At 32.0% G+C, this 7120-nt stretch carries 11 protein-coding genes; all 11 read right to left on the bottom strand.

Going from position 1 to position 7120, the window contains the following annotated elements:
- Positions 1-262: 262 nt before the first annotated feature.
- The 11 genes from G4D82_RS12230 to G4D82_RS12180 all read right to left on the bottom strand — a co-directional run bounded on the left by G4D82_RS12230 (position 263) and on the right by G4D82_RS12180 (position 7118).
- Positions 263-1165, bottom strand: coding sequence for a hypothetical protein (locus tag G4D82_RS12230; protein WP_166337488.1), 903 nt, complete (start codon positions 1163-1165; stop codon positions 263-265).
- 165 nt (positions 1166-1330) lie between these two features.
- Positions 1331-2101 carry a hypothetical protein gene (locus tag G4D82_RS12225; protein ID WP_166337572.1) on the bottom strand — a complete coding sequence of 257 codons (771 nt, stop codon included), beginning with the start codon at positions 2099-2101 and terminating at the stop codon, positions 1331-1333.
- 376 nt (positions 2102-2477) lie between these two features.
- Entirely contained in the window at positions 2478-2669 is a 192-nt protein-coding gene (locus G4D82_RS12220) for a hypothetical protein (protein WP_166337571.1), read from the bottom strand.
- 56 nt (positions 2670-2725) lie between these two features.
- Positions 2726-2899 (bottom strand): hypothetical protein, encoded by a 174-nt coding sequence (locus G4D82_RS12215; RefSeq protein ID WP_166337570.1) that lies wholly within the window; start codon positions 2897-2899, stop codon positions 2726-2728.
- A complete protein-coding gene (locus G4D82_RS12210) occupies positions 2899-3216 on the bottom strand; it encodes a type II toxin-antitoxin system RelE/ParE family toxin (RefSeq protein WP_166337569.1) in 318 nt (105 codons plus the stop codon). The genes G4D82_RS12215 and G4D82_RS12210 overlap by 1 nt, the downstream gene beginning before the upstream one ends.
- On the bottom strand, positions 3207-3461 hold the full coding sequence (locus tag G4D82_RS12205; RefSeq protein WP_235924350.1) for a hypothetical protein: 255 nt from the start codon (positions 3459-3461) through the stop codon (positions 3207-3209). The genes G4D82_RS12210 and G4D82_RS12205 overlap by 10 nt, the downstream gene beginning before the upstream one ends.
- Before the next feature lie 204 nt (positions 3462-3665).
- A complete protein-coding gene (locus G4D82_RS12200) occupies positions 3666-4007 on the bottom strand; it encodes a hypothetical protein (RefSeq protein ID WP_166337568.1) in 342 nt (113 codons plus the stop codon).
- Positions 4008-4186: 179 nt separating this feature from the next.
- Positions 4187-4372 (bottom strand): hypothetical protein, encoded by a 186-nt coding sequence (locus G4D82_RS12195; protein WP_166337567.1) that lies wholly within the window; start codon positions 4370-4372, stop codon positions 4187-4189.
- A 716-nt stretch (positions 4373-5088) separates the two neighbouring features.
- Positions 5089-5754 (bottom strand): O-methyltransferase, encoded by a 666-nt coding sequence (locus G4D82_RS12190; protein ID WP_166337566.1) that lies wholly within the window; start codon positions 5752-5754, stop codon positions 5089-5091.
- Between the two features lie 163 nt (positions 5755-5917).
- Positions 5918-6340, bottom strand: coding sequence for a hypothetical protein (locus G4D82_RS12185; RefSeq protein ID WP_166337565.1), 423 nt, complete (start codon positions 6338-6340; stop codon positions 5918-5920).
- Positions 6341-6503: 163 nt separating this feature from the next.
- Positions 6504-7118, bottom strand: a complete 615-nt coding sequence (locus tag G4D82_RS12180; RefSeq protein ID WP_166337564.1) for a BglII/BstYI family type II restriction endonuclease — start codon at positions 7116-7118, stop codon at positions 6504-6506.
- Between the last annotated feature and the right edge of the window lie 2 nt (positions 7119-7120).

Genomic DNA, 7120 nt, shown 5'->3' with positions numbered 1-7120 from the left:
TTCAAACCACGACATACTATTGTCCTTTTTGGCTATAAATCCATCAAGGCTCGAAACCATATGAATTGTTAGTTTAAAGTTTGAAGTCATTCTTTAAAGTTTAGTTTTTTCAACATTGCCTGTAACGGTTTGCCGCCACGCGACGTTGCGGAAAAGCGAACCGAGTATTCTCCGCTAAGATAGAATTTCTACGTGAAAAATAGAGTAGAGGCTGAGAAAAAACCAGCAATGATCGCGTGGCGGCTGTTATGAGCTGGGCTTTTTAATTTCGATTGTGCAGTACAGGAATAAATTGCAAACCTTTTAATTTATTCTTTTCTACAAGATTTTTAATTTTTTTGGAAACTATTTGCAGTCTATTTGCGCTTGATCCAGAACCAAAGTATTCGCCAGTTAAAGCAATATCAATCTCAGGATTAAACACATCTTTATTGAAAACATAACCACCAACTAATGGATGATGATATTTTATTCTTCCGCAGCATATCACATTCTTATCTTTATTACAATCTTCTTCATTGTTAATTTTGCAAGTAATTGTTTTCGCATTGTGATTGTCAAAGCCATTTTCTAGAATTGTATTTATATGCATTTGATGCAACGATTCAACCTCGATATTTTTTCTATGTAGAAATGGTTTAGAAAAACTGATTTCTTTAATATTCTCTTTTTCAAAAATATTTTTTGCTGCTTGCCTAACAAAAATTGGTTCATATTCCCAATACAAACCCCAAAACTGATTATTTAATTGTTTCGGTTCAGTTTTTAATCGATACGGAGCGTCTTGTACTTTACCTATGCCACAATGCTTGCAATAATTGTTTGTGTTAAAAGTTGTTTCTAAATATCCATCTTCTGGTTGTGGATATTGATATGAGCCAGTATTTACAATAAACCATTCTGCATTTTCAAAATCTCTTTTTTCATAAATTGAGCCTACAACTTGCTCCTTTAATCCTATATTATTTAATGCTTCTTTTACGAAAAGAAAATTTTTGTCATCTTCATATAAATAAAACTCAAGTTGATAGTTAAATGTTGAAATTGCAGAACCAATATTCTCTTTATAATTATATTTTATCTCGAATTTTTCGAGAATATTTTTGATGATTTTAATAATTTCAGAATTACTTCCCCAATTTAAATATCGATGTACATTTCTCATCTATTGTGGTTTTTTGTAGCCTTGCTCATAACGGTCCGCGGCCTCGCGCAGTGGCGGTTTCGCGAACCGAGTTATATCCGCTAAGATAGAATTTCTTCGTGAAAAATAGAGTAGAGGCTAAGAAATTCTAGACATTGCGACGAGACCGCTGTTACCAGCAGTACTTTAAAAGTCTACGCCACAATTGCATTCAACTATATATTCCGGCTGATAGAAATTAATAAAACTTGCCACTGCTTCCATTGTCTTATCATAATCGAATTTCAATAGCCGTTTCATCAGAACTTCTTGAGAAGCTAAGTTTTTTTCTGCTTTCGGATGAATAATTTCATCTCTTAGTTCTTTTAGGTTATAAATGTGTTGCGTATTTGCTGTAGGTTTCTTGAAATAATCTTTTTCGAAAAAATATGGAAGGACTTTTCTAGTTTTTTCTTCAAAAGTTAGACCTTTCTGAACTTGAGATTTTGTATAAATTTCAGTTTTGTGACCACAATCTTTTTCATAATTTCTATCTTCAGGTAAAATATGATTAATAAAACTTTCAATTGCTGTGAAAAGTGAAATTAGACAACTACTCGAATAACCATAGTATCTGTATATTTCATTGATTGCATTTTCGCTAAGTTCTTTTTTGCCAACACTTTTAATTTTTTCGTTGAGCTTTTTCTGTTGTTCTAGTCTTAGTCTGTTGAGATTATATGCACTGTCGAAATAAACTAAAGAAAGATCGGGTATCGGAATAACTATGTTTTCTCCGTTATTCTGATAAAGAAAACACTTAATTACATATCCTTTATCTGTCGTTGCATAAATATCACTTTTCTTAGCAGCTCTAAGAGATTTTTTATCCGTAATTTCAAATTTTGTACTTACTGCAGATACTTTATCAGCAGCATCTGCTAATTGAAATCCGTATTTTTTTTGAATATGTTTCATTATTTATTAATGAGTGGCTTAGTATTGCTGGTAACGGTTTGCGGCCTTGTATAGTGGCGGATTTGCGAACCGAGTATTCTCCGCTAAGATAGAATTTCTACGTGAAAACCAAGCGTGATGTCAAGAAAAACCAGCCATTATACAAGACCGCGGTTACCAGCCGTTTTTTTCTTAGGCGTTGCATCGCTTTCTCTATTATTGTTTGTTTTATGTTGTCAAAATTTTGCTTTGAGTTTTTCAGCTTTGTAATTAATATAGACTTGTTTATTATCTAAAACACTTTTTATGTTGTAGAATAGATTTGGTATAACAAATTAAAATAAAGTTTTTTTTTTACAACTCTCTACTTAACACATGTAATCGTTTTACAGATTTATCAATCTTTATTTCGATTTCTAAATTCCCGGATTAAAAAAAATATTGAAGCTAAAAATGCAACTAGATAAATAGTATCAATTGCCGGCTTTTGGAAACTAAAATTTTGGAAGTCAAAATGGTGAACTAGTTTACTACCAGTAATAATTGCTATAATTAAGAAGAAAAAGTTTAATCCTTTTTTATTTTCCATTTTTATTTATTTTGGTTTTAGTATTATTTTAAATTTTAATCATTTGTTGCATTAGGTTATTGAATTTGCGCCGTCACTTCTAAAATGGCTGGTAACGGTTTGCGGCCTTGCGTCAGTGGCGGATTCGCGAACCGAGATTTCTCCACTAAGGTAAAAAGTTCTTCGTGAAAACCAAGCTTCCGGCTAGGAAATTCGAGACATTTCGCAAGACCGCGGTTAGAGGCTGGCATTATTTATTCCTTTGTATTTTCTTTGGATTTTGCCTTGTATCAAATACGTCGAAAATTTCAATTATGTTTTTCGCGGTATTTATCCAGTAGATAATTTTGTAGCTTTTGTAAACCAAATAACGAAAATCTCTAGAATCACTTTCCAATAATTCTTCCTCTTGTCCAATCGTTGGTTGCTTTTTAAGTTTGACTGCTTCTTTGGTAATTCCAAGAACAAGATTTTTTGCAACGTTCAAACTCGCTTTCTCTTTATAATAATTGAAAATTTTCTTTAGTTCTTTTTTAGAAAAATCGGTCCAGTAAATTTTTAACTCCATTTTTCTATTTCCGAAATTAATTCATCATTTTCTGTTAATCTATTGTTTTTTGAATCTTCAGTAGATTGGTCAATTCTTTTTTGAAACTCTTTCATAGTCATTGGCTTCAATTCAGAAACTGATTTTGTTTCTTTAATCAATAACTTTTCTAAATGAGAAATGGCTTTCTCACTTTCAAGTTTAAGAAAGTCTTGGATGAAGTTTAATTTTCGAGTTTGCAAATCCATTTTTTTATCTTTTTTCAAAATTAAAAATTAACTTGAGACAACAATCTTAAATTATCATAATTTTTGGTCGCTTGCCTCTAACGGTTTGCGGCCTTGCGATAGTGGCGGATTCGCGAACCGAGTTTTCTCCACTAAGGTAAAAAGTTCTACGTGAAAACCAAGCTTGAGGCTAAGAAATTCGAGACATTTCGCAAGACCGCGGTTAGCAGCTGTAATTGTTATTTAATTTGACTTGGATTTTATTTTTTCTTCTAAATAATCATGGAAATATATTATTAATCCAATTCCAACATGATAAGCAAAAAGAATTTTGGTCAACACACTTGAATTTATATAAGCTAAATTTACTAAGCCGCTAAAAATATGATAACCAGCTAAACCCAAAAGTGCTGAATTAGATTTTTTTGTAAAAATAAATGCAATCAAAATAAGCTGAATAGTTAGTCGTGTAATTTGTGCCGGTAATCTTAAAGCACCAACCGAAGTATAAACTACGATTATTAAAAGGAATTCGACTAGTATACTTAGAATTATTGCGTAAAATAATATTGGTCTATCTTTCATTATTTCTATTTTATTTCAGTGTTCAGTATTATTGCTGCTAACGGTTTCTTGCTACGCGACTACGCGGAAAAAGCGAACCGAGTTTTCTCCACTAAGATAGAAAGTTCAACGTGAAAACCAAGCGTGTTGTTAAGATAAACCAGCGTTGCTCGCGTAGCAAGTGTTAGCCGTTCGGTTTTTTAATAAGTACTGATTTTCACAATTCCTTTTTTTCCTGCACTTCCAAATAATGGAACGCTTTTTTCAATTGTCATTATTTCTATTTTTATTATCTGTTCTTTTTTCAATTTCATAGTTTGTTTATTTTCTCTGTCACAAAAAATAATAAAGCTTCCATCTATCATTACGGCTGGCAATTTCCCCAATTTATCCTGATTGTCATTAATATAGTTTAGTAGATAATATTTTTCTTTATCATTATTATCTAATAAATAAACTTTTTCTTCAGTTGATATTTTTATCGAATTGCAACTTATTAATACGATGAAACTTAAATTATGTAAATTATATTTCTGAACTTTTTCATTTAGTTTTTAATCTTTTAATTATTTCTAATTCGATTATTATAAAACCATTTGTTTGAAAGTAGAAAATAAGATTTGAAATCGTATTAGACTGTTTCATTTCATAATCAAAACCATAAAAGATTTCTAAAATTCTTTCAGTAATTAATAAACTTGCGAATAATGAAAAAAATGACAGTAATAAAGAGTATAATATTTTTTCAATTACTACAAATCTTTCTATTGTAGAAAGATAGATAAAAGTTATAATTATGAATGTTGAGAAAATTATATAATGAAATAGATGGTCAACTCCACCTTTCTGATATGGTGAATCAAAAACCAGTGACCAAACAATTAAAAACAATGAAATTACTATAATTCTGTATTTCAATTTTTCTTTTTTAAGTTGATTTTTCTGCGTTTCGCCAAACTGACGGCTAACGTTTCGCAGCTACCCGTAGTGGCGGAAAAGCGAGCAGCGTACGCTCCGCTAAGATAAAGTTTTTACGTGAAATCCAAGCGCTAAGCCAAGAAAATCAAGCCATTGCGGGTAGGTGCTGTTAGCGATTGTCGTATTATCTATTAACAACAGCTATTGCCATTCCATCATATTCTTTAACTCCGACACTATGCAAAATTGTTGCAGTAACATTATTATTTCTACTCAGCATTTCATTGAATCTTTGCACTCCCAAAACTTTTTCATCTCGACTATTTTCGTCTAGTACTTTACCTTCTCTTATGACATTATCACAAACGATTAATGTTCCTGGTCGCGAAAGCTCTAATGCATATTCAAAGTACTCTGTATATGGCGGTTTATCTGCATCAATAAAAATCATATCAAATACTTCATTCTTCGCTATCAAAGTTGGCAAAATATCTAATGCTTTACCTACTTTCATTTCTACTTTATTTTCAAGTCCAGCTTTGACAATATTTTCTCTTGCGACTTCTGCGTGATTTTTGTCCACTTCTAAGGTTACTACTCTTCCGTTTTCAGGCAAACCTCTAGCAAGCCAAATTGTGCTATAGCCGCCTAAAGTTCCTATCTCAAGAATATTCTTTGCGTTACACAAGGCAATCATTACTTGTAAAAACTTTCCTTGATTCGGAGAAATACTATGTTGCGGTAAATTGTGTCGATCAAGAGAATTTATGGTTTGTTTTAGTATTTCATCCTCGGTCGCAAGAAGATTGCTAATGTAATTATCAACTTTTGTAAATATTTCTTGATTCATTTGTAATGCTTAATTTACCGGTTTCTCAAACGATTATCGCTAACGGTTTGCGGCCTTGTATAGTGGCGGAAAAGCGAACCGAGTTTTCTCCACTAAGGTAAAAAGTTCTACGTGAAAATCAAGCTTCCGGCTGAGAAAAACCAGCCATTATACAAGACCGCGGTTATATGCCGTTTCTCTTCAGTCCATTTTTCTTCACGCCTCTAAATTTCTTTTTCAATTCTTCTTTAGTTAAGTATTTAGTTGAGCCAGTTTCAAGATACTCTTTCCAATGAACAAAATTATCAATTGTCAGATCAAAACCTAATTCTGGATTACTCCAATCAAATACAATTTCACCGATCAATTTTCCATCATCACTATTTCCATTCCAAGTAAAAAAATCTGAAAAAGATAAAGCTAAAGCAATTGTAGTTATATCAAAAGCGCTAAACTTTCTATTGATAAAATCTTCACAAATTTTAATCAAGTGAAACCTATAAATTTCAAATTCTCCATTTTCAATATTGCTGCTTTCCAAATCATTTGAAAGCTCTTGAGCAGTGAGCAAATTCTCGAAATATTTTTTAAGGTTTTCTTCTTTCATGGCTGTTGCTCATTGAAATGGCATATAACGGTCCGCGGCCTCGCGCAGTGGCGGTTTTGCGAACCGAGTTTTCTCCGCTAAAGATAGAATTTCTTCGTGAAAAATAGAGTAGAGGCTAAGAAATTCGAGACATTGCGACGAGACCGCTGTTATAGGCTGGGCGTTATGGTTCTATTCCAAGAATTAATAGAGGAACTGGTGGACTATTTCTTCCTTGGCGCATTACGTTATAGACTTCACCTTCATAATATGCAACTCCGCTGCTCATTTGAGATTGCATTTTTTTAGTTGGTAGAATTTCGATTCCAAGATTTATTTTTCCTCCAGAATAGAATAGCATATGCTTTACAAATAAATCGAATGCAACAAAAGCATATTTACCAAATTGAATTTCTACGGCAATTTTATCTTTGACAAAATCGGTTTGATTATAACTATAAATCGGTTCTTGTTCTCCGTTTTCAATAAAGAATTCTTTTTGTTCTTTAGCAGTCATTGGAATACTCTGTTCCATTAACTCGCGATCAAGAGTTATATAGTAATTATATCGACTCTCATTCCAACCGAGCTTGTTAAAGGCATCGTTAAAAGCTTTATTTAATTCAATTGGAGATAATAATGCGTTTCCAACTTTCTTTTTTTCTTTGCTAATTTTTGTGCGAAACTTATCAGAGTCAATGCTCTCAATCACCTTTTTTATTTCTTCATATAAATCATTATGATGAACAATCAAATATTCTTCTCCATTTAAATGCGAATACTTTTGTGCTATTTTCATTC

Source organism: Flavobacterium lotistagni, from assembly GCF_011392125.1.
Taxonomy (GTDB): domain Bacteria; phylum Bacteroidota; class Bacteroidia; order Flavobacteriales; family Flavobacteriaceae; genus Flavobacterium; species Flavobacterium lotistagni.
Note: the sequence above shows the minus strand (reverse complement) of the source record. Positions and strands in the feature narration are given on the sequence as shown.